We start from the raw sequence: 22,628 nt of genomic DNA, 5'->3' as shown, positions 1-22,628 counted from the left end.
GAGAGGCTATGTTGAGAATGTTTGCGGTTGCTGTCTTGGCAATCTGGAATGGTGTGTCATTGGCTTCTAGTGAATCTGCAATGTCTTTGCTAGATAACCGCTTTAGAGTTGACCCAACCATTGAGCAGATCACCTTTGTGGTTTATCGTGAGCAGCCTTCTAAGCCTGTTGTTTTAGTACGTCCAGATGGTAAAAAGTATTACGCAGAAAGTGCTGATAATAAGCAGATTCGTTGGTATCAGGAGCCATCACTCGATATTATTTCTGTTGTTGATCCTATGCCTGGCCCATGGCAAGCGGTCGGCAAAGTCACGCCGAAAAATAACATTCGTTTGATTTCTCACCTCAAATTAGAAACGGATACTTTGCCTAAAACGCTTTATCATAATGAAGCATTAAAGTTTACTGCTCGCTTAACATCCAACAATCAACCTTTAGTGCTGCGAGATTTTCTAGACCGAGTCAATTTAAAAGTTTCCTTTACCAAGTTTGTCGATAACGAAGATGAGTTACCTAATGAAGACCGTCCGTTGCCGTTGATTATTGGGACATTCAATGACGATGGACGAGAACTGGATGAAAAAGCGGGGGATGGTATTTTTACTGTTCAACTGCCCGTGAGTGTTGAACCAGGAAAATATCGTGTACGGATTACCTCTGGAAATGGTGTTTTTTTGCGTGCGCAAGAACAAACCGTGCTCGTTTATCCCTCCCCAGTTGCGCGAACTTTTATTCAAGCACGCCACCCCGGTGAGGCCCATCAATTGATTATTCGAGGTGAACTAGGGACTATTGCACCAGGATCGATTGTGGCTAACATTATTGAAACTGCACCGGATGGTTCACATCATTACTCACAAGGTCAAGTGTCAGCCGAAGGAACCAAAACTACATTGCAGATGGGTAACAATCAGGAGCTTGGTAAGTACGCGTGGCACGGTGACATCTTTGCAACCGATCTAGCAACGCAGCGTTCGTTATCTTTTCCGATACCAGAACAAACTTTTAGTGTGGTTAAAGAAGTCGACATTGAAGCAGCCCGCTTAGCAAAGCAAGCGGAATTAGCGGAACAAAGACGCCTTGCCGAAGAGCAGCGTATTATCGCAGAGCGTGAGTCACAGCGTAAAGCCAGCCTGATTATGATTGCCGTTGGTAATGTCGTTGTTTTATTAATGATTGTTGGCTTTTGGCTGCTATGGCGCAAACTTAAAACAAAACGAGAAACAACCCCAGAAATGCAATTGGCGGTCCCTAAGAAATAAACTTGCCCCAGTCATGACGCAAAGCCAAGTTTGTCTCACTGAATCAAACAGCTTGAGGCTAATCGGGGATAAGGTGTCATTTTTATTGTTTATCAATGCATTATATTTTTGTACTCTTCAGTGGTTAACACAATGGAGAGTGCATGATGACGATCGTATTTGAAGAGAAAGTTCCTACCCCCGAAGAATACTGTGCGATGCGCATGAAGGCAGGGCTATCGGCAAAGTCTTTACAGGCTGCACAATCTGGTCTGCCCAATACGTTATATGCAATATCAATTAGGGAAGAGGGTGAATTAATTGCGATGGGGCGGGTCGTTGGTGATGGTGGCTGTAATTTTGAAATTGTCGATGTAGCTGTTTCTCCAAGCTATCAGAGGCAAGGGCTTGGCAGAAAAGTGATGGAATATATTGATGGCTATTTGTCTTTGGCCGTGATGGAAGGTTCTTATGTTTCTATGATTGCTGACGAGCCTTTGTTTTATGAAAAACTGGGTTATCGTCTTGTTTCACCAAAAAGCCATGGTATGACGAAAAAGTTCTTTGTACAGGCGAATCAATAATCTTATCTTTAATCAAAGAAAAACGGGAGCGATGACTCCCGTTTAGTAGTGGTACTTTTTGATTTTGTCGAGTGTTCCTCTAGGCAACGTTACCCATTTGAGGATATGGTGGCTTTGCCGCGAGCAACCCTGGCTCAAAGTCATCGACATTAATGGTATCTAAGCGATGTTGTTCTGCCTCTTTTAACAGAGCGGCCTCTTGTGGCGTAATGAGACCTTGCTCTAATGCTTCTTCTGCAACGTGATCTAGGCGCATAAATGGTAAGCGTTTTCCTTGAGCTTGACATACTTTTTCAAAGATAGGCTCAGCCTGTAGAATCACCGCGAGAGCGAGCTCAATTTTTCCTGCTGTATTGAATTCAGTCGGTTCTAGATATTGCCCTCTACCAAGTCGAGAGCGAGTTGCACAAGGTGTTTGTAAAATATGAGCAACCTGGCTGTCTAGCTTGTCGTCAGGCGCTTTACGCACTCGTCCAAATGGCATGATCATCACTTTCAGAACTCGAGCAATGACTTTATTCGGGAAGTTGGCTAGGAATTCATCAATCGCCGCTTCAATTTGTTTTAAGCTGTCCTGTAAGCCCCAATGAACCATAGGAAGGTCCTCGACTGGACGACCATCTTGTTCAAAACGTTTAAGAACCGCAGAACTCAGATAAAGTTGGCTGAGGATATCACCAAGACGGGCAGAAAGTCGTTCTTTACGCTTCAACGACCCCCCAAGCACAGCCATGGAGATATCTGATAGTAGCGCCAAATTAGCGCTGTAGCGGTTGAGTTGTTGGTAGTAGCGTTTGGTTACGTCTTTGGTTGGCGACTCTGAACCGAAGCCATCACTAAGCCCAAGCCAAACACTGCGCACAAAATTACTCATTGCAAAGCTAAGGTGGCCAGCCAGAGCTTTATCAAACTGTTCAACAGCGTTACTGGCATCGGAGTAAGCGGCGTTCATTTCTTGCAAGACATATGGATGACAACGAATCGCGCCTTGTCCATAAATGATCATTGAACGAGTCAGAATATTTGCTCCCTCAACCGTAACGGCTATTGGAGCACCTTGATATGCTCTGGCGATGAAGTTGGAAGGGCCCATACAAATGCCTTTACCGCCTACGATTTCCATTGCATCGGTGATACATTGTTGGGCGCGTTGTGTGCAGTGATATTTAACGATTGCTGAGATGACGGAAGGCTTTTCTCCGAGAACAATACCAGCCACAGTTAAGTTACTCGCCGCGTCCATAACGTAAGCATTACCACCTAATCTTGCTAGAGACTCCTCAACACCTTCCATATGACCAATAGGTTGTTTGAACTGACGGCGAATACGTGCATAAGCACCTGTTGCAAGTGCGGCTGTTTTAATGCCTCCAGTTGAGTTAGATGGAAGGGTAATGCCACGCCCGACGGACAGACATTCGACTAACATACGCCAACCTTGTCCTGCCATTTTTTGGCCGCCAATAATGAAGTCAATAGGCACAAAAATGTCTTTGCCGCAAGTTGGTCCATTTTGGAACGGGATATTAAGAGGGAAGTGACGATTACCAATATCAATCCCTTTGAGGTTGGTCGGAATTAGAGCACATGTAATACCAAGATCTTCTTTATCGCCAAGAAGGCCCTCAGGATCTCGCAGCTTGAACGCCAGACCTAAGACGGTCGCAACAGGGGCAAGTGTGATGTAGCGCTTGTTCCATGTCAGGCGCATGCCTAGAACTTCTTTACCTTCCCACTCACCTTTACAAACAACACCAAAATCTGGAATGGAACCCGCATCAGAGCCTGCTTCAGGGCTTGTGAGCGCAAAACATGGTATCTCAATGCCTTTAGCAAGGCGAGGGAGATAATAATTTCTTTGCTCTTCGGTACCGTAGTGTTGCAGAAGCTCGCCAGGACCTAATGAGTTTGGTACGCCAACGGTGGTTGAAAGTACGCCAGAAACACCAGTCAGTTTTTGCAAAACCATCGACTGTGCGAGTGCAGAGAACTCAAGGCCGCCGTATTTCTTTTTGATTATCATGGCAAAGAATTTGTTGTCTTTAAGAAATTGCCAAACCTCTGGTGGCAGATCAGCCAGCTCATGTGAAGCTCTAAAATCGCTGATCATCGCACAAACTTCATTGACAGGGCCATCGAGGAAAGCCTGTTCTTCCTCGGTTAAGCTAGGCATGGGTATCGAATGCAATTTTTGCCACTCTGGTTTGCCTTTAAATAACTCTGCTTCCCACCAAACGGTCCCTGCATCCAGAGCTTCTTTTTCAGTTTGAGACATTTCTGGTAGTACTTTTTTAAACATAACCAGTGCTTTACGACTAATCAAAGATTGTCGGATGTTGGGAACAGCAAACACGGCGACGGCTAAGGCAAACACTATCCAGCCTATAAAGCCTGTTAAGCCAGTAACAGTCAGCGCTAGCATAGTGGCAAACAGTAGGCTGACAGATTTAATGAGCGACGTTCTGTGGTAAAGCGTGATGCTTAACACTGAAGCCATCGCGATGATTGAGAGCAAAATATCCATACATTTTTCCTTCTCAGACTCTATAGCGTTATACGTCTGTGTTTTAGGTAAGAGGTCTAACCAGTTTCCCTAATTGTAATCAAAATATTAAATAAATGTAAAATGACATGTTGGTTAAAAAGTGATCTCAGTAGGGTTAAAATCGAAAAGTTGAGAGTTAAGTGGCGATTTCGTCAGCGATTTATCAAGTTTATTGTTGTCATCGATTTAAATATGTCGCTTCTCTATCGACACTAATTCTCATTTTTGGGTAAACTCTAATTAATGATGGGTTAATGTGAACAGCGCATTGGTCCCCCGTGTACAAGGCAATACCAACAAGTGTCTATGTAGCAGAATTATTGAAGAGAGCCCTTTATGTACCAAGATCTGATTAGAAGCGAACTAAACGAAGCCGCCGAAGTTTTGAATAAATTTTTAAGTGATGATCACAACATCGCACAAATTGAAGCTGCGGCGAAAATGATTGCGGATTCGTTCAAACAAGATGGCAAAGTGTTATCTTGTGGTAATGGAGGCTCTCATTGCGATGCCATGCATTTTGCTGAAGAGCTTACAGGCCGTTACCGTGAAAATCGTCCTGGTTATGCAGGTATTGCGATTTCAGATCCGAGTCATTTATCTTGTGTGAGCAACGACTTTGGCTATGATTTTGTTTTTTCTCGTTATGTTGAGGCTGTGGGTCGCAAAGGGGATGTGTTATTTGGTCTATCTACCTCGGGCAATTCAAGTAATATTCTTAAAGCGATTGAAGTCGCACAAGCCAAAGGTATGAAGACCATTGCTCTGACTGGTAAAGATGGCGGTAAGATGGCGGGCCTCGCTGATATCGAGATTCGTGTTCCACACTTTGGTTATGCTGACCGTATTCAAGAAATACACATTAAAATTATACATATCATCATCCAACTTATTGAAAAAGAAATGGAATGATAAAGATTAGCCTTAATGTTGACGATGATGTTTTTGGTAAGGAGTTTCGTTAGCTATGTGTGAATTGCTTGGCATGAGCGCTAATGTACCAACGGATATTTGCTTTAGTTTTACTGGGCTGATGCAACGTGGTGGACGTACGGGGCCACATCGAGATGGCTGGGGGATCACTTTTTATGAAGGTAAAGGATTTCGCACTTTCAAAGATCCCAACCCGAGTTGTGACTCTATGGTGGCTCAGTTGGTGCAAAACTATCCCATAAAAAGCCGTGCTGTTGTAAGCCATATTCGCCAAGCCAATCGGGGAGGAGTATGCCTTGAAAATACTCACCCTTTTACTCGGGAATTATGGGGGCGATACTGGACCTTTGCTCATAATGGTCAATTAACGGATTACCAAGATTTGTCTACTGGTCGCCACCGCCCGGTTGGACAGACAGACAGCGAACGATCGTTTTGTTGGTTGTTGAAAAAGATGGAAGACAGATTTCCTGAGCCGCCACAGGATATGCAAGCGGTGTTTGCTTTCATTGCTCAATGCTGTGATCAGTTGCGAGAGAAAGGTGTATTCAATATGTTGCTCAGTGACGGTGAGTTTGTGATGACTTACTGCTCAAATCATTTATATTGGATAACACGTCGCGCACCATTTGGAAAAGCATCATTGCTTGACGAAGATGTCGCGATTAATTTCCAAGAAGAGACAACGCCTGATGACATTGTGTCTGTTATAGCAACACAGCCACTAACGGGTGATGAAACATGGCAGAGGATGAAGCCAGGTGAATTTGGGTTGTTTCATGTCGGTAAGATGATTTTCAATAATGCTGCTGAGTTGGCAGATGTGCCATTCGCTGAACCTAAACCAGGAAATCAAGCCCCAACAGAGCCATTAATTTAGGGGTTTCCGAATTAATCTCACCTTACCCAAATAACCATTGCAAAGTTAGGGTTAATCGGAATCAGCGACTAAGTTTATAACCAAGTAACCTCAAGATGCTCTCAATCGCACCCTGAGGTTACTTGGGTATATACGCAAGTGACCATCTAAAAAATATAAAAACTTTGTGAATGTCATGTCCAATATTATTTATTTTTATGATGCTTATTTATTTTCAATATAAAATAATTAAAAGCGATAAAATGAAATTGCGGTAAAAATCGACAATGCTATAATTCTCACAATACTTTATAGTGAGTTAAAGAATGGCAACAAGCAGTGTCGAAGAAAAAATAAACAGAGTCTGTTACTTTATTGAAGAACAGCCATATGAAGACTTTTCACTACAAGATTTAAGCGAAGTTGCCGAACTGTCTAAATACCATTTTCAACGTGTTTTTAAATCGGTAGTCGGCGTTACACCACACCGATATATTTTGTTGTCTCGCTTACGCCGTGCTTCTTTTGAGTTACTTTATCGTCGAGATCTTAAAATTATTGATGTAGCGATATCAGCAGGGTTTGAAAGTCCAGAAGCGTTTACACGAGCTTTTACAAGAGTGTTCTCTCAGACGCCAAAAGCATTCAGAAATCGCCCAGATTGGTCAAAGTGGGCTCGTGAATTTGACATAACGATTCCTGTGAGGGACCGTCAATATAATGTTAATGTCTTTGATTACCCCTCAATAAAGTGTGCTGCTATTACCCATAGAGGATTTTATTTAGAAGGTTTGAAAACCTATGATGCGCTCTTTAATTTTATTGTTAAAAACCAATACCTTACTCGAGAGCAATTAAAGGCAACGCCATTACTCATCATCCCCAATGCTAATCCGCTAAAAATTGAAGAATCGGAGTACACTTGCGAGCACTGTATTCCCTTTGAGGGAGAAATCGCACCGAATGATGAAGGGGTCTCTTCCGTGATGCTTCCTGGCGGTAGCTTTGCTGTATTAACCTATGTGGGTCCTAGAGAGCCCAATGGTATCTCACATGCTATACAGTACATATTAAATGAATGGATGCCGCAAACGGAGTGGGAGTGGGGAGGTCGTCCAGCCGCTTTTGTATATGATAATTCACCCTTGCTGTTCCCTGATACGGAATTAATTACTCACATCTGCTTACCCATTGAGCCCAAAACTCAATAAATGAGTAACTTTTTGCCTGGTGCTGTTCTTAGCGAGTTTCCTTGGTTATTGAAACTCGCTGAGCAAAGCAGTAATTAGTCCAAAAATAACGGGTTATTTTGTAACCACTCAGGTTGAGTAGTGAAGCTCATTAGCTTCCATGTTTCAGCATCGGAACAAAATAAAATGCCTATGTTATCGACACCTCGTCCTATCTCTGGTTGGTGACTAGGAGCATTGAGTGGCTGGTGGCTGATATATGATACGTCTTGTCCTAAATTAAGTTGTTTATAATTCTGAACCCAGCTGGTCAGTATGGCCAACGTTTTTTCACCTTTAGGCTGGTCAATAAAATTAACCCAGGTTTCATGATTTTCAGGGTCGCTTTTATAACGTTCAAGAGCCCTACGCACATCTTGACTCTCTAAATCTTTACCTGATATGAATACAAGAAAAGATGTGTAATTTCCTACATCTATTTTCTTTAAGTATTCGAGGTGAGGTCTAGCATTAATAACATACAAAGAGAGATAGTTATTGACTGAATTAAAAAATATTGAAGATATAATATCATGGGTTGAGACCCAGCTATTTTCTAATGAAGTATTTACTTCTTTCTTTATTCTCTTTACTAAGTCTAAATTTATGGTCTTAATAAATGTTTGCTTATTCTTTTCTATCACCTCTTCTTGGTTATTCAACGGCATTCTAGAAAACTTATGATTTCTTTCAAAGTTCAATTTATTGACTTCTTGCTCAAAGCTTAGCATATTAAGAAGGTTGTAATAGCTTTCACCATCACCAACGACGTGACTCATGGAAAGTATAATAGCAAACTCGTTGTTAGGAATATCTTCAACTAAGCTGAACTTTATTAATGGCGTGTCTCGATCAATGCATTCATGAGTAGGGTAAACATAAAGTTTATCAATAACTTCCTGATTTATGCCTTTTTCAATGATACTGATAAGATTCGATATATTTCTTTCACTGCTAATGAGTGTTTCGATATCAAATATTTCAAAATATGGAAAGAGAGAGTCGATACTTTCTGGAGTTTTGAAGGCCAGCTGCTCGTTTCCATTATGAATTAATCTAGCCCCGATCCACGGGTTTAACTGTAATATTGTCAATATTCTTTGCTTGATTTTCTCGATTGGAGCTGAACCTTGAAATATAGAAATCGTACTAATGAGGCCCTCATGGATGGAATACTCAATCTCACTATCTAATAACTTACTAATAGGCATTACTTATCTCCTTTATTTATTTTTAAGCATTGTAACTTGAAATATAGTAGTGTTCCTGACTGATATTGCTCTGTAATGCCTCAATTAATTTGAAAGCTTGATTTGATTTTTTGGGGTGATATACCCAAGTGACTTCAAGATGCTTGATTCAGAGCGAGGTTGCTCGAGTATATGTGAAAGTTTAGGGAGAGAATAAAGATAAGGCGAATCATTTAACTCGCCTTGGGAGGTATGAATTCAATAATATTAAAGATTATTCTGCCTCTGCAGCGTAACCGTTGGCGCCTAACTCAGCATTGTCTAGACAAGCTTTACCGTCTTTCATTATTAATCGCTCATCGACTAACCATTTAACCACAAGAGGGTAGATTTGATGCTCTTGTGTCTGAACACGTGCGCTTAAGGAAGCAATATCATCGTCAGCAAAAATAGGCACTTTCGCTTGAAGAATGACAGGGCCGCCATCGAGTTCTTCAGTTACAAAATGCACACTGACGCCATGTTCTTTGTCCTTCGCATCAATGGCTCGTTGATGAGTATTGAGTCCGGGATATTTTGGCAATAAAGAGGGGTGAATATTGATCATTTTACCCGAGTAATGCGCAACAAATGGCTGGCTTAAGATTCGCATATAGCCAGCTAAAACAACCACATCGGGTTGATAAGTATCAATCTGTTTCATCAGTTCGGTATCAAAGTCTTCACGATTGTTAAACTGCTTGGGATCAATAAAGTGGCTGTCGGCGCCAGATTGTTTTGCTCTTTCAAGTCCGTATGCGTCAGACTTATTGGAGAAAACAGCGGAGACTTGGGCGTTTGGTATAGAGCTTTGACAAGCGTCTAAAATGGCTTGCAAGTTACTGCCACTACCAGAAATAAGGACGACAATTTTTTTCATGATGTTGAGTCTGCGGGTTATTATAATTGGTGCGAATTCATGATTAAAGATGACGATGAGTAGAGTAGGAGTTATTCCAGCGCCAAAGTTGAAAGTGGATACCCTCAACGACTTTTTGGCATGTCTCTAATAACCAATGATTGACTTAAGTTGATGAAAAAAGCCCCCAGAGAGAGGGCTTCTCAAAGAAGTATTATTGGATCTCAACTTGCTCTTCATTTGCTTGTGCGTTGGCAACTTCACCAATTACCCATGCATTTTCGCCTTCTTCTTGAAGCAGAGCAACTGCGGTATCAGCTTGTTCTTTAGGTAGAGCAACGATAAGGCCAACGCCACAGTTGAATGTACGATACATTTCATGCGTGGTTACATTGCCTTTTTCTTGTAGCCATTTGAAGATGATTGGCCATTCCCAGCTGTTACCATTGATGACAGCTTTGGTTCCCTCAGGTAGAACACGTGGAATGTTTTCCCAGAATCCGCCACCAGTGATATGAGAAATCGCATGGATATCGTGTTGTTCAATCATTTTTAGAGCAGACTTGATGTAAATTTTTGTCGGTTCTAGTAAGTGTTCACCAATGGTTCGTCCTGCAAGTTCTTCATTTTTGTCTGCACCTGAGACTTCGAGGATCTTGCGGATCAGTGAATAACCGTTAGAGTGTGGGCCACTTGAACCTACGGCAATCAAAGCGTCGCCCGCTGATACTTTGGTTCCGTCGATGATGTTTTCTTTTTCTACAACACCTACACAGAATCCTGCGACATCATAATCTTCGCCCTCATACATACCTGGCATTTCAGCCGTCTCTCCACCGATAAGTGCACAGCCAGCTTGAACACAACCATCAGCGATACCCGAAACCACATCCGCAGCGGTGTCTACGTCTAATTTACCCGTAGCGTAGTAGTCGAGGAAGAATAAAGGCTCTGCACCTTGCACGATAAGATCATTGACGCACATGGCTACTAGATCAACACCGATCGTGTCGTGTTTGTTCATATCCAGCGCTAGGCGCAGTTTGGTACCGACTCCATCTGTCCCTGATACCAAAACGGGTTGTTTGTATTTAGTCGGTAATTCACAAAGGGCACCAAAGCCACCGATTCCACCCATGACTTCTGGACGACGTGTGCGTTTGACAGCACCTTTAATACGATCGACAAGTGCATTGCCTGCATCAATGTCAACACCGGCATCTTTATAGCTAAGAGAAGAGTTATTACCACTCACTGGGAAGTCCTCGATTTGTAATGTTGGATATGAAATCGGCGCTATTCTAACAGTGCTTAAATACATATAGCAAACGTTTGCGTTGGTTTTTTTCTTTTGCAGTGACTCATGATATTAATTAGGAAATCATGTATAATCTGAAGGTTTATTTAAATACTGCCAACTAAGCCGGAGATGGAAATGAAAGTTGTTGAAGTGAAACACCCTCTAGTAAAACACAAAATTGGTCTAATGCGAGAAGGTGATATCAGCACAAAACGTTTTCGTGAGTTAGCGACAGAAGTCGGTAGCCTACTCACTTACGAAGCGACTGCGGACTTTGAAACGGAAAAAGTAACCATTGACGGTTGGAATGGTCCTGTAGAAGTGGATCAAATTAAGGGTAAAAAAGTTACTGTAGTGCCAATTTTGCGTGCAGGTCTAGGTATGATGGATGGCGTGCTTGAGCATATGCCAAGTGCTCGTATTAGTGTTGTGGGCATCTACCGTGACGAAGAGACTCTTGAGCCAGTCCCTTATTTTAACAAGCTTGCATCAAATATCGATGAGCGTATTGCTCTTGTCGTCGATCCAATGCTGGCGACAGGCGGCTCAATGATTGCGACGATTGACTTGTTAAAAGAGAAAGGTTGTCAAGCAATCAAAGTCTTGGTGCTTGTGGCTGCACCAGAAGGCCTTGAGGCTCTTGAAAAAGCGCATCCAGATGTTGAAGTTTACACTGCTGCGATTGATGAGAAGCTTAACGACAAAGGCTACATCGTTCCTGGCCTTGGGGATGCGGGCGATAAGATCTTCGGTACTCTATAACTTTTCGGTACTCCAATTAACTTTTAGTACTTTAATTACAGAGAATATACCCAAGCATCTTGAAGTCACTTGGGTATAAAAAAGGCTTGGTGCGAAACGACCAAGCCTTTTTTGTTGTTTCTGTGAAGCTCATACTTTTACACGGGGTTACTTAGCGTAAAGAGTACTTAGCGCAAAGAGTACTTCGTGTCTGAGCTCCTTAGAATTACTCTTCCATTTGAGCATTATCGACGACGTGGTTCTCACCTAAATCGTGTGGTAACACAATATTGAGCAGAATCGCGACAATGCCGCATAAGCTCACACCTTGTAGGCTGAATTCGCCAATACCAAATGCCATGCCACCAATACCGAAGACAAGAGTGACGGCGACAATAACGAGGTTGCGTGATTTATGCAGGTCAACGTTATTTTTGATCAGTGTATTAAGCCCAACGGTGGCAATCGAGCCAAACAACAAGATCATGATTCCGCCCATGACAGGAACAGGAATGGTTTGTAATATCGCGCCAAGTTTACCAACAAGAGCCAGAACAATGGCAGTAATGGCCGCCCATGTCATGATGACAGGGTTAAATACTTTGGTTAGCATAACCGCTCCAGTCACTTCGCTGTAGGTGGTATTGGGTGGCGCGCCCAGCATAGAGGCTGCCATTGTTGCCAGTCCGTCGCCTGCAATGGTACGGTGTAGACCAGGCTTTTTGAGATAGTCCTTACCTGTTACATGAGAGATCGCAAGCATATCACCAACGTGCTCTACTGCGGGTGCGATCGCAACAGGAATCATAAACAGGATGGCATTAATATTAAATTCTGGTGTGGTGAAGTTTGGTAAAGCAAACCAAGCAGCCTCAGCGACAGGGGTAAAGTCAACCACTCCATAAAATAGGGAAGTGACATAACCCGCAAGAATACCGCCAACAATAGGCACTAATTTAAGGAAGCCTTTCGCGAAGACACTCAGCGTTACGGTCGTGATCAGCGATATAGCAGAAATGACCATGGCTGCGTCACCATTGACCAATTGCGCTGCGCCATCTCCTGTTTTACCAATCGCCATATTAACAGCAGTAGGAGCGAGGCCGAGCCCGATCACCATAATTACAGGGCCGACAACAACAGGTGGTAAAAGCTTATGGATAAAACCGACGCCACGTATTTTGATGACGCAACCCAATATGATGTAGACAAAGCCAGCCGCCATCAGTCCACCCATAGTGGCACCAATTCCCCAAGTTTGAATTCCGAACATAATCGGGGCAATAAACGCAAAAGAAGAAGCAAGAAAAATGGGAACGGAGCGTTTAGTTAGGAGTTGGAAGAGGAGCGTGCCAATACCGGCACCAAAAAGGGCAACATTTGGGTCAAGACCGGTCAAAAGGGGGACCAGTACAAGCGCACCAAAAGCAACAAAGAGCATCTGAGCGCCTTGTAATGCATTTTTCATAATAAATTACCAAGTTAAAGATAAGCAGGAAAATCCGGCGAATATTATCGATGTTAATCAGCGATTGCAATCGATACTCTGAAGGTATTCGGCTAAGACAAAAGCTGAATTTCTGTGTTACGATTAAGTTGATTTTAGTATCAATAATTTAGAGTGTTTATAAACCTATTTACTCTTTGAGCATTTGACTTGGGGTTTGCTGTTCTTTCTTGGTTGAACTTTACTTGCGATAAAGTTGCTTGAGTTGATACCCAAATGAGATCGCTCTGAATCAAGCATTTTAGGGCACGTAGGTGTCAGCTATTTTCTTCTGGACTACCGAACTTAAACGCCTTGATGCCAACTCTGTATGATGGATTACGGTGTCTGACGTCCTCTTGCTTGTACTCGAGCAGATAGGTGCTTATCATGAAGTATCTCGTTTTAAGGGTCATAAAAACTATGCGCTACTTAGCTTTATTACTAATCAGTGTTCTATCTTTGCCTGTGTTTGCTTTAAGTCAGGTTGATATTTATCAAGCAGAGGTTGTCATTGATGGAGATCAGAAGGAAAGTGAAGATCTTGCTCGTCAGAAAGCGATGCAAGAAATCATTGTGCGTGCAACGAGCAGTGAGTCCTCATTGACGAACCCAGCGATTGTGAAAGCTTTGGAGTCCAGCTCCAGTTATGTCTCTCAACTTAGCTATGGTGAAATCAGCGGCAAAAGAAGCATGAAAATGCGTTTTAATGGTGACCAAATTCGTTCACTGCTTACACAAGCTAAACTGCCGCTGTGGTCAACAAATCGAGCTAATATTTTAGTTTGGATGGTGGAAGAAGATAACTACGACCGAGCTGTCGTCTGGGAACATTCAGAGTCAAAGAATGCTGCTGCCTTGCAAAAAGCGGCCATGGCGAGAGGGTTACCTGTTACCTTACCTATTGGTGATTTTGATGACGTGACGGGCATTAATGCTTCAGATATATGGGGTGGCTTTGTGTCACCGATTGGTCAAGCCAGCCAACGCTATCCAGTTGATGCGGTGTTAGTGGTGCGAGCCCAAGGTGATTCTCTTCGTTGGACTTTATATGATCAATTGCCAGAGCGTTTATCAGAATCCACTCAGTGGTCTAGAAGTGGCTCAGCTTCTGGTGAAAATGCAATGACGGCTGTCGTTGATAAGTTGGCCGATTACTATGCCAAGAAAACAGCGGTTGTTGTGACGAATGATGCAAAATCGATTGACGTGAAGGTGGTGAATATCTCCTCTGCAATGGACTTTTTCCGCCTAGAAAATGCCATGAAACAGCTGAGTTCTGTTTCCGACACAGAAATTAAACATGTACAAGATGATGGCATTATCTTAACGGTCGACCTGTTGGCTTCAAAACAAGCTTTTGAACAAGAAGTTTCAGCCATCGCGCAGTTGTCGATGATGGAGATGCCGCAACCTGCTGCTGATCAACCGCAACAGAACGTAACTTCAGAAGCCGTCAATAACTCAGAAACCATTGACACCTCAGAGCTGTCAGTTGATGAGGGGCTGACTGTTCCAGAATCTCAACCGTCAACTCAAATTCCTTATGATCTACTTTATCAATGGCAAACACTTTCAACAGCGTCATAACGCCGTAATGGTCAGTGTCGCTCTTTGAGGGGCCTCATTAAATTAAAGTGTAAAAAGGATTAAAAAAGTCGCATTATGCGACTTTTTTAATATTTTCGAGAGGTAATAACGTCATTCTCAAGCTCACGACTTTTTGCACTTATTAGTTACTTTTCTATTAAATATACCCAAGCATCTTGAAGTCACATAGGTATATTTACCTCAGGAATTTCTCTTTTTCTTCTTTTTCCACTTGAGAAAGCCGTTTTAAGCGTAGCCCTAGTTCTTTACCTCGTTCTCGCGTGAATAGAATATTACCGACAAAACTGAGTGAAGTAAGGACTAACTCAACAACGGCTAACCATCGCTCTCCTCCATCGAGGTAAAGGATGGTCAAAGCATGTAGGAAGTAGAGCATAAGAATAAAATTGGCCCAAGCATGGGTGTAAGGCTTACCCGCTAATATGCCGGGAAGTGGCAGTATCAAAGGCAAGCACCAAGCAATCGCGAGAGAAATTGAGTTGATGTGAGGGTGAGGTGATAGCCAAAGTTGCCAGGCGGCGACCCAAGACAGTAGCATTAAGTTACTGATGAGCGCTAAGTAACGGTAGTTTTGTGTCTGCTTTCCAAGTGGTATAAAGTCCATTTTCTTTGACATTGGTCGTCATCTTCCTGAGTTGTATTCAGCCCTTTAATTTTTGGGCGGCAATGGCCAGTCTTTTCCCTAACTGCTGAGCAAGGCGAATCTCTTCACTTGAAAGGCTTGACTCGTGCCCCACACTGCTTGCGCCATAAGGTGTCCCTCCGGAGCGTGTTGTATGAAGGTCTGGTTCAGAATAGGGGATGCCTAAAATCATCATTCCGTGGTGAAGAAGAGGGGTCATCATACTTTGTTGAGTGGTCTCTTGTCCTCCATGCATGGTGGAAGAGGACGTAAAAACACAAGCGGGTTTATCGATGAGGTCACCTTGAACCCAAAGAGTAGTGGTTTGATCCCAAAAGTGCTTTAAAGGGGCAGCCATATTACCAAACCAGACTGGGCTGCCGAGCGCGAGGCCGTCGCATTTTTTGAGCTCATCTAATGTGACTATTGGCTCCGATGCTGGTGTTGTATCTGGAGGTAAACTTTCTACAGTCCGTAACATGGCTTCGCAATGAGGGATTGATTCAACCCCTCTTGCAATCTGTCTGGCCAGCTGTTTTGTACAACCATGGCGGCTAAAGTACAAAATAAGGATCTGGCAGTTCATTTATAGGATTTCCAGTACTTGCTCTGGTGGGCGACCTATCCGAGCTTTGCCATTGGCCACAACGACAGGACGTTCAAACAGCTTTGGATGCGTTGCCATTGCCTCAAATAGTTGTGCGTCAGTCACAGATGAAGCGCCCAGTTCGAGTTCTTTATAAAGGGTCTCTTTTGTACGCATCATATCACGGACTTGAGTGAACCCCAGTTGTGAGAAAAGCGATTGAAGTTGTTCAACATTAAGCGGCGTATCAAGATATTTGATCACATCCGGTTGGACACCATTTTGTTCAAGAAGCTCTAAAGTCTGGCGGCTTTTGGAACAACGAGGGTTATGATAAATAACGACTGACATGGTTTTCTCCATAGGGTTATTGTAACGCCATAAATTGATCTCTTTGGATCATTAACTGATCGATACGAGCATCATAGCGTGCTTGTTTTAAGCTTCCTAGCTCGGCGATTTTACTGGCCTCGCTGTAGTATTGAATCGCTTTATTCCATCCTGCTTGTAGAGCTAAAATCTCTGCTCTTGCAGCCAGTTCTTCATCACTGTGACCAAGGGCATGGTTAGCCTTGGATAAGAGCTGCCAGCCATTGGTATCGTCAGGATGGTCATGAGTATAGCGTTGAAGCACTCTCAATGCTTTGGCATCTTGTTTGTCTTCGAGTAAAGCGTTGGCATAGTTGATAAGCAGCACTTTATTTTGTGGATTACTTTTTAGTGCGGTTTCAAGCATGTTGATCGCTTTTTCAGGATGTTGCTGAGCGAGGTATAAATCAGACATCGCATCAAGATAGAAAAGGTTGTTTGGATCTTGTTTTAACAAGTCTATTAATAATGGCTCAGCTTTGGTTAACTTTTTATTGTCCAGATGGACCAATGCTCGGCCATAATTGAAAGAGGGAGCTGCTTTAGCTGGTGCTTTCTTTTGTGTTCGCTCAAACCAACTTAGTGCTGCTTGGCTCTCTAAACCTGCGTATCGAGCGATGATTCTTGCGCGGGCAAGGTGATAATCGATTGAAGGCTGAAGACGCAGTGGAGGGTAGTCGCGTGCTCTCGCTCGACTATCGGTAATACGATCTTCTGGCAGTGGGTGAGTCAACAGCATAGGTGGTGGCTTGCTGGCATAGCGGTATTCATCAGCCAAACGACTAAAAAAGCGCGGCATGGCTTGAGCTTCGAAGCCGGCTTTGGCCAGAGTGGCGATACCAAATCGGTCAGCCTCTTTTTCATTTGCTCGGGTATAATTGATTTGGCTTTGCATGTTACCCGCGGTTGCTGCCGTGATTGCAGCGATGCCCGCTTCAGGTGCTGCGATAGCCAATAACAGGCCGCCAGCTAATGCCGCAATACTTGCAGGGGATCGGCGAGCCTGGTCTTCCATACTTCGAGCAAGGTGGCGTTGGGTGACATGCGCGATTTCATGGGCAATCACTGAAGCCAGTTCACTTTCTGTTTTTGCGTGAAGGAACAAACCAGAATGTAGTGCCACGTAACCGCCAAAAAATGCAAAGGCATTAATGTTACGGTCCTGAATCATAAAAAAATGAAAAGGTGTTTTTACGTCATCAGCTTTCAAGACCAAACGATGGCCTAAAGTATCAATATATTCATTGATGGTCGGATCATTAACAAGGGGTTTGCTGGACCTAAGCATACGCATATAGGCGTCACCATAAATCAGCTCCTGATCAATGGTCAATGTACTGGCCGCTGTTGTTCCAATATCGGGAAGATTAAGCGGATTGGCATGGGTTACTGGCGTACTCATTGCTAATGCAAGAGACAAAGTAACCAGAGTTCGGGAGCATTTTAGCATATAAAAAAAAGGTTCTCCAAAGTCCTGAGCGATAGGTGTGTACTCAAATTACCTCGCCGCACAGAAGCGTGTCAGTGATCTTGCTATAAATCAAGCATTGCAGCTATCTTGGCACTGATATTTTTGCATCAGCGTTCACTTTTAAGGGAGTGGTAAACGTACACCATGTGCTTCTAATAAGACAGGAAACATCTGGATTGGTTTCATGCTGAGCGATATGTATTGGCAAAAAGGGGCATTTGACCGCTTTTGACTGACGTTAAATTGTCTGAGAAAAGCTAGCACCAACTTAAAAAGCCGTTACAATACAACCCTATCACAAGTGCTGAGCAAGACAATGAGATCTATGTTACTTGATTTGAGTCAACAGCGTTGCCCTATGGCCTTGTTAATGGCTAAGCGTCACATAGTGAACCTGTTCCACTCTAAAACCGAAATTCATCAACAGCTGATGATAAAAATTGTGGACTCAAGTTCTAAGCGTGATATAGAAAACTATTTATTGGCTCAGGGCTACAAAGTTAGCTGTCACTCCGCATCTGGGTATTTCACACTGACAGTATTCAATAAGGAGCCATCATAATGCTTGATATGGTAAGTCGTTGGTATAAGAGACGCTTTTCAGATCCCCATGCTGTAAGTCTTGTTGCCATTCTCTTATTTGGTTTTATTACTATTTACTTTTTGGGTCATCTCATTGCTCCGCTTCTTGTTGCGATTGTGTTGGCCTATTTGCTTGAATGGCCAGTCACCCAAATGTGTCGTCTTGGCGTGCCAAGAACCTTCTCTGTTATAACGGTGATATTAATTTTTACTGGTTTGATGCTGGTTGCTATTTTTGGATTAGTACCAACGATCTGGACTCAGGTTGGCAACTTGCTGAATGATATTCCGAGCATGTACGCGGGGCTGCAAAAGTTTATCTCCACCTTGCCAGAGCGTTATCCTGAACTGGCCAACTTGCAAATTGTTGAAACCCTTGTCACCAATGCAAAAAACAAAGCGATTGGTTTAGGTGAAAGTGTTGTGAAAGGATCGTTGGCATCATTAGTGAGCTTGGCGACTCTTGGTGTTTACTTGATCTTGGTCCCTCTTTTAGTCTTCTTCTTGCTTAAAGATAAAGAAGAAATGCTGAATATGGCTAGCGGTGTGTTGCCGAAAAACCGCAAGCTAGCAAATAAAGTTTGGCATGAGATGAACGAACAAATCTCAAATTACATCCGTGGAAAAGTACTTGAGATCTTGATTGTTGGTAGCGTGAGTTACGTGACTTTTGCCATACTGGACCTTCGTTATTCTGCATTGTTGGCGGTCGCTGTGGGGCTATCTGTGTTGATTCCATATATTGGTGCAGCTGCGGTGACGGTTCCTGTTGCGATTGTCGGATTGTTTCAGTGGGGGTTAACACCTCAATTTTACTGGTTGCTTGTTGCTTATGGCATTATTCAGGCATTGGATGGCAATGTGCTGGTGCCAGTCCTTTTCTCGGAAGCGGTCAACCTTCATCCTGTCGCCATTATTGTTGCAGTATTAGTATTTGGTGGTTTATGGGGCTTTTGGGGCGTCTTCTTTGCCATTCCATTGGCGACCTTAGTTAAGGCGGTTTGGAATGCTCTGCCAAGTACAGAAGAGCAAGAGTCTATCGTAGAGCCATAAATGGCATGTTGCCATGTAGAGTGAGGCGAGACTCATTCTACATGGCCGCTCCTGTGATGACATACCCAACGGTTTGAGGTTAACTGGTATACTCGTCTCAATGAGCTTCGAGAGATTGTCCGTCGTGATGATGTGAACAAACTTGCTCTACTGTTTTTGTTGGTGATTTTTGATGTTTGGGAATTTTATAGCCTGTTGGAATTGCCAGGAGAATGGTTTTTAACATGTCTTTATCCATAAGGTGACAATATTTTTTCAAAGACGCTAGAATCTGATTTAAGCGTTCTGGCTTAATGTGCACTTCAGTCGCAGATTTAATTTTAGGATGAATGGTGTTACTGGCGTTTTCTCCAATTAACAACTCTTCAAACAGCTTCTCTCCCGGTCTTAAACCCGAAAATACAATCTGAATGTCTTGCTTTGTCTGGGTGAGCTTAATGATATTTTTAGCCAGGTCGTGAATCTTTATTGGCTCCCCCATATCAAGGACAAAAACCTGCCCGCTGTGGCCTATGGCACTTGCTTGAATCACCAGCTCAGAAGCTTCTGAGACCAACATAAAATACCGCGTTATATCAGGATGGGTGACAGTGAGTGGCCCGCCGTTTTGAATTTGATTTAAAAATAGAGGGATAACGGAACCTGAAGAGCCTAATACATTCCCAAAACGCACCATGGTGAAGCAGGTGGAGGACTGTTGTATCGACAAAGCTTGCAGGATTAACTCTGAAAGTCTTTTCGTCGCTCCCATGACATTGGTTGGTCTTACGGCTTTATCTGTGGAGATGAGTGTGAAATTGGCGACCTGATGTTCGATCGCAGCTTCAGCACAAGAAAGCGTACCAAATACATTATTTTTCACAGCTTCTACGATATTATTTTCTACCATAGGGACATGTTTGTGTGCCGCTGCATGATAGATGGTATGGACTTTATGCTTTTCTAAAACTGAGCCAAAGTGCGTTTTATTTTGTATGTTACCAATAATTGAAAATATGGGTGTTTGTTGCCCAGTTTGAGCTAAATATGCTTTAATTTCATGTTCAATTGAATATAAATTATATTCACTGAGTTCAAATAAAATAAGGCTCTTAGGGTTATAACTGAGTATTTTTCGACACAACTCGGAGCCTATAGTTCCACCTGCACCAGTGACTAAGACATTATGCTCGGCTATATTTTTAGACATTAAATAAGTGTCAGGTTCAGTAACATTCCTATTTAATAACTTTTCAAATTCCATTTTAAACTATCACCTTGATTATTCTTATATAATAAATTCAAATCAATGAACTATGGATCTTTCAGAAGGCGAACTTAATCCACTTCTGCGACTATTTCTTCCCATGTTTTTTGAGTCATAGTATGAGTAATATCTAGCTGATGTTTATTGTGTATATAAAAACAATTGTTTACCGTTGATTCTTTTGAGGCCGTATCCGCCTTCTTATGTGGAATATGGTAAGCATGTGCATCTAAGTTTAACGACATTTTAATTCCGCTCAGATGCAGGCGCAGGCCGAGCTCAACATCTTCCCCTCCCCAATGAGTAAACTTCTCATCAAAACCGCCTACTTGAAGGAAATGTTCCTTTTTGCCAAACAAGTGTCCACCCCAAAAGAACAACCATGGGTATTGTTCAAAACCTCTAAAGTGACCTATGTGTGTGAGTAATTTGAATCGGCAATCGCGGTTGTTTTCATCATTTAATAGATTCATGAAAAGGGTGTCAAATTGGTTCATAGCGATGTGCGATTCAAAATCGTTATTCATAACGCTGTGCTCATCAAAACCATGGCAAAACCCAATATTGATGGTTGCATCATCGTAATTCGATAAATGTGTTTCTATTAGATCGCTCTTTATTAATACACCACTATCAATAAAAAGAATAAATTCTCCTTGTGCAGCTTCTAACCCCATATTGCGAGCTTTCGCTGCTCTAAAACCTTGATCTTCTTGGTATAGGTAGCGAATGTTTATCATATTTTGGAATTTTAAACACATTGCTTTAGTGCTATCAGAGGAGCCGTCATCACAGATAATGACTTCAATATTTGAAGTATCAACACTTTGATTGATGATGGAATGTATTGTTTTTTCTAAGTCATTTTTATTGTTGTACGTAGGTATGATAATACTGACGGTCATTTTAAACTCCTTCGTTAGCTAAAGTGTTGCTCTGTTTCAATTTGAGTAGAAAAAATGCCATAAAAGAAATGCACAGAGATGAGAAAGAAATGAAATACATTCCATATAAAAGCGATGAATTTGATGAGATGAACCCAACGATAGGCGGACCCATAAAACCACCCACGGAGCTAAAAGTTGCAACAATAGAAAGTGAGCCTGTGCCCATTGACGCAGCCATGGCATAAATACTTGGCTGGACAAAAGAGATCGCTAAACCAACCACCGCAAAAGCAAGCCATGTTATCGTAATATTCATAATAAGCAGGCTGGTGGCAAGAGAAAATGCAACAATGAGGCCGGCGGAAAAGATAAGAATAAAGTCAGAGTATTTGCTTCTAAAGTTATCTGCGAACAGTCTGCCAACAAACATTGACAAAGAAAACACTAATAGTCCAGATGAAGCGATCGATTCTTCAATATGCAAAATATCTTTTAAGTATATTGTTGACCAATCATGCATAGAGCCTTCGACGATCGTGGCAAATAAGATTAGTCCACCGAGTGTTAGGGTTTTAATGTTTAATAAACGACTTCCTTCGTTATTCTCCTTATTACCTTCACTTGCTATTTCTGGTAGTTTTACTACTGATAAAATCATAATAGTGAGTATGATCAGACCAGAGATTAAGCTATGAACATAGAGCGCTTCAGAAACATATTTCATCACAATCATGGTTAATAGTGCTGCACTGGCTAAGCCTAGACTAAAGGTGGCATGGAATCGGGCCATAAATTTGATCTTATGCCTTTTTTCCATGTCATTACCAAACAGATTAATTGAGGTATTGATCCCTGCACAGCAGATACCTTCTAAAAACATAAAAAATAATGCTAGAAAGTAGTTCTGGGTGTTCATAATAAAATAAATCAGTAAAGATGCGGCGATACTCTGAACGACAACGGCTTTTCTTACACCTAAGTATTTTATTGTCGCGATGGTAATAGGGAAGGCAATAACCCCACCCAAACTCGCAGCAAGTAAGAAAAAGCCTAAATATGCGTCTGATATCAGCATATTTTCCTTTATTGATATTAATCGAGATGCCCATGTGCCTACATTAAAACCTAGAAGCCAAAACAATCCCATTGTAGGAATTAATGGCAAATATTTTTTAAGATTAAACATAATAATTCC

The 22,628-nt window shown here is 42.4% G+C and carries 21 protein-coding genes; 9 read left to right on the top strand and 12 right to left on the bottom strand.

The window, feature by feature from the left end; translation table 11 throughout:
• Nucleotides 1–8 precede the first annotated feature (8 nt).
• Both BS333_RS10300 and BS333_RS10295 read left to right on the top strand, forming a co-directional pair.
• Nucleotides 9–1,262: a TIGR03503 family protein gene (locus tag BS333_RS10300; protein WP_021709585.1), complete on the top strand. Its 1,254-nt coding sequence runs from the start codon at nt 9–11 to the stop codon at nt 1,260–1,262.
• Nucleotides 1,263–1,408: 146 nt separating this feature from the next.
• Nucleotides 1,409–1,825, top strand: coding sequence for a GNAT family N-acetyltransferase (locus BS333_RS10295; RefSeq protein WP_033003696.1), 417 nt, complete (start codon nt 1,409–1,411; stop codon nt 1,823–1,825).
• 79 nt (nt 1,826–1,904) lie between these two features.
• On the opposite strand, the gene fadE is transcribed toward BS333_RS10295, so the two are convergent.
• Nucleotides 1,905–4,349 (bottom strand): acyl-CoA dehydrogenase FadE, encoded by a 2,445-nt coding sequence (gene fadE / locus BS333_RS10290; protein WP_021709583.1) that lies wholly within the window; start codon nt 4,347–4,349, stop codon nt 1,905–1,907.
• 357 nt (nt 4,350–4,706) lie between these two features.
• Between fadE and lpcA the strand changes: the two genes are divergently transcribed.
• From lpcA to BS333_RS10275, 3 genes are all read left to right on the top strand, one after another.
• Nucleotides 4,707–5,282 carry a D-sedoheptulose 7-phosphate isomerase gene (lpcA, locus tag BS333_RS10285; protein WP_021709582.1) on the top strand — a complete coding sequence of 192 codons (576 nt, stop codon included), beginning with the start codon at nt 4,707–4,709 and terminating at the stop codon, nt 5,280–5,282.
• A 55-nt stretch (nt 5,283–5,337) separates the two neighbouring features.
• Nucleotides 5,338–6,183: a class II glutamine amidotransferase gene (locus tag BS333_RS10280; RefSeq protein WP_021709581.1), complete on the top strand. Its 846-nt coding sequence runs from the start codon at nt 5,338–5,340 to the stop codon at nt 6,181–6,183.
• 305 nt (nt 6,184–6,488) lie between these two features.
• Nucleotides 6,489–7,373, top strand: coding sequence for an AraC family transcriptional regulator (locus BS333_RS10275; RefSeq protein ID WP_021709580.1), 885 nt, complete (start codon nt 6,489–6,491; stop codon nt 7,371–7,373).
• A gap of 74 nt (nt 7,374–7,447) precedes the next feature.
• Here BS333_RS10275 and BS333_RS10270 read toward each other — a convergent pair whose 3' ends face one another.
• From BS333_RS10270 to purM, 3 genes are all read right to left on the bottom strand, one after another.
• A complete protein-coding gene (locus BS333_RS10270; RefSeq protein WP_021709579.1) occupies nt 7,448–8,602 on the bottom strand; it encodes a hypothetical protein in 1,155 nt (384 codons plus the stop codon).
• Nucleotides 8,603–8,855: 253 nt separating this feature from the next.
• Nucleotides 8,856–9,500, bottom strand: a complete 645-nt coding sequence (gene purN / locus BS333_RS10265; RefSeq protein WP_021709578.1) for a phosphoribosylglycinamide formyltransferase — start codon at nt 9,498–9,500, stop codon at nt 8,856–8,858.
• 193 nt (nt 9,501–9,693) lie between these two features.
• Nucleotides 9,694–10,734 carry a phosphoribosylformylglycinamidine cyclo-ligase gene (gene purM, locus BS333_RS10260; RefSeq protein ID WP_021709577.1) on the bottom strand — a complete coding sequence of 347 codons (1,041 nt, stop codon included), beginning with the start codon at nt 10,732–10,734 and terminating at the stop codon, nt 9,694–9,696.
• A 180-nt stretch (nt 10,735–10,914) separates the two neighbouring features.
• Here purM and upp point away from each other — a divergent pair, with 180 nt between their 5' ends.
• Nucleotides 10,915–11,541: a uracil phosphoribosyltransferase gene (upp, locus tag BS333_RS10255; protein WP_021709576.1), complete on the top strand. Its 627-nt coding sequence runs from the start codon at nt 10,915–10,917 to the stop codon at nt 11,539–11,541.
• A 205-nt stretch (nt 11,542–11,746) separates the two neighbouring features.
• On the opposite strand, the gene BS333_RS10250 is transcribed toward upp, so the two are convergent.
• Nucleotides 11,747–12,988: a uracil-xanthine permease family protein gene (locus BS333_RS10250; RefSeq protein ID WP_021709575.1), complete on the bottom strand. Its 1,242-nt coding sequence runs from the start codon at nt 12,986–12,988 to the stop codon at nt 11,747–11,749.
• A gap of 441 nt (nt 12,989–13,429) precedes the next feature.
• Between BS333_RS10250 and BS333_RS10245 the strand changes: the two genes are divergently transcribed.
• Nucleotides 13,430–14,596: a DUF2066 domain-containing protein gene (locus tag BS333_RS10245; RefSeq protein ID WP_021709574.1), complete on the top strand. Its 1,167-nt coding sequence runs from the start codon at nt 13,430–13,432 to the stop codon at nt 14,594–14,596.
• A 196-nt stretch (nt 14,597–14,792) separates the two neighbouring features.
• Here the strand turns inward: BS333_RS10245 and BS333_RS10240 are convergent, their stop codons facing one another.
• Genes BS333_RS10240 through bepA form a run of 4 tightly spaced genes read right to left on the bottom strand, consistent with a single transcriptional unit; the run spans nt 14,793 to nt 17,644 of the window.
• Nucleotides 14,793–15,233, bottom strand: coding sequence for a DUF2069 domain-containing protein (locus BS333_RS10240; protein WP_021709573.1), 441 nt, complete (start codon nt 15,231–15,233; stop codon nt 14,793–14,795).
• 25 nt (nt 15,234–15,258) lie between these two features.
• Nucleotides 15,259–15,825 carry an NAD(P)H:quinone oxidoreductase gene (gene wrbA, locus BS333_RS10235; RefSeq protein ID WP_021709572.1) on the bottom strand — a complete coding sequence of 189 codons (567 nt, stop codon included), beginning with the start codon at nt 15,823–15,825 and terminating at the stop codon, nt 15,259–15,261.
• Entirely contained in the window at nt 15,826–16,176 is a 351-nt protein-coding gene (gene arsC / locus BS333_RS10230) for an arsenate reductase (glutaredoxin) (RefSeq protein ID WP_021709571.1), read from the bottom strand. It lies immediately after the preceding gene.
• Between the two features lie 16 nt (nt 16,177–16,192).
• Nucleotides 16,193–17,644 carry a beta-barrel assembly-enhancing protease gene (bepA, locus tag BS333_RS10225; RefSeq protein WP_021709570.1) on the bottom strand — a complete coding sequence of 484 codons (1,452 nt, stop codon included), beginning with the start codon at nt 17,642–17,644 and terminating at the stop codon, nt 16,193–16,195.
• Between the two features lie 346 nt (nt 17,645–17,990).
• Between bepA and BS333_RS10220 the strand changes: the two genes are divergently transcribed.
• Nucleotides 17,991–18,227, top strand: coding sequence for a sulfurtransferase TusA family protein (locus tag BS333_RS10220; RefSeq protein ID WP_021709569.1), 237 nt, complete (start codon nt 17,991–17,993; stop codon nt 18,225–18,227).
• Nucleotides 18,227–19,300 (top strand): AI-2E family transporter, encoded by a 1,074-nt coding sequence (locus tag BS333_RS10215; protein WP_021709568.1) that lies wholly within the window; start codon nt 18,227–18,229, stop codon nt 19,298–19,300. Before BS333_RS10220 ends, BS333_RS10215 begins: the two co-directional genes overlap by 1 nt.
• Before the next feature lie 97 nt (nt 19,301–19,397).
• Here the strand turns inward: BS333_RS10215 and BS333_RS10210 are convergent, their stop codons facing one another.
• The 3 genes from BS333_RS10210 to BS333_RS10200 all read right to left on the bottom strand — a co-directional run bounded on the left by BS333_RS10210 (nt 19,398) and on the right by BS333_RS10200 (nt 22,619).
• Nucleotides 19,398–20,543 (bottom strand): UDP-N-acetylglucosamine 4,6-dehydratase family protein, encoded by a 1,146-nt coding sequence (locus BS333_RS10210; protein ID WP_021709567.1) that lies wholly within the window; start codon nt 20,541–20,543, stop codon nt 19,398–19,400.
• A gap of 74 nt (nt 20,544–20,617) precedes the next feature.
• Nucleotides 20,618–21,451 (bottom strand): glycosyltransferase, encoded by an 834-nt coding sequence (locus BS333_RS10205; protein ID WP_021709566.1) that lies wholly within the window; start codon nt 21,449–21,451, stop codon nt 20,618–20,620.
• 1 nt (nt 21,452) lies between these two features.
• Complete coding sequence (locus tag BS333_RS10200) at nt 21,453–22,619, bottom strand: MFS transporter (protein WP_021709565.1); 1,167 nt, start codon at nt 22,617–22,619, stop codon at nt 21,453–21,455.
• Nucleotides 22,620–22,628: the final 9 nt, after the last annotated feature.

This window comes from Vibrio azureus (assembly GCF_002849855.1).
Taxonomy (GTDB): Bacteria; Pseudomonadota; Gammaproteobacteria; order Enterobacterales; family Vibrionaceae; genus Vibrio; species Vibrio azureus.
The sequence above is the reverse complement of the archived record's forward strand: the minus strand, read 5'-3'. Positions and strand labels throughout refer to the sequence as shown.